The sequence below is a fragment of the Mediterraneibacter sp. 210702-DFI.5.30 genome (genome assembly GCF_020560115.1).
GTDB classification, from domain to species: domain Bacteria; phylum Bacillota; class Clostridia; order Lachnospirales; family Lachnospiraceae; genus Mediterraneibacter; species Mediterraneibacter faecis.
In genome coordinates this window covers 1-240 of the sequence record NZ_JAJCME010000162.1, presented here as the reverse complement: position 1 = coordinate 240, position 240 = coordinate 1, and the positions used below count along the sequence as shown (strand labels likewise).

General features: G+C 51.2%; 1 protein-coding gene. It reads left to right on the top strand.

The genetic code is table 11. The features are described from left to right. Positions 1 to 240: energy-coupling factor transporter transmembrane protein EcfT (locus tag LI126_RS15100; protein WP_227165730.1), on the top strand; the 240-nt coding region annotated here is incomplete at both ends.

The following is a 240-nucleotide window of genomic DNA, read 5'->3' as shown; positions in this document are numbered from 1 at the left end:
CTACGTTTTTACCGGCGCGGCTATTACGCAGACCACCAGTCCACTGGAGCTCACCCGCTCTTTGGAACAAAATCTGCATCTGCCCAGTAAGTTTGCTTATGGAACGCTGGCAGCCGTCAATCTGATTCCACGGATTAAAATGGCGGTTAAAACGATTCGCGCGGCTGGTCAAATGCGGGGCATCAATCTGTCTTGGTGGTCACCAACGCTTTATTTCAAGGCAATCCTGCATGCCATCAC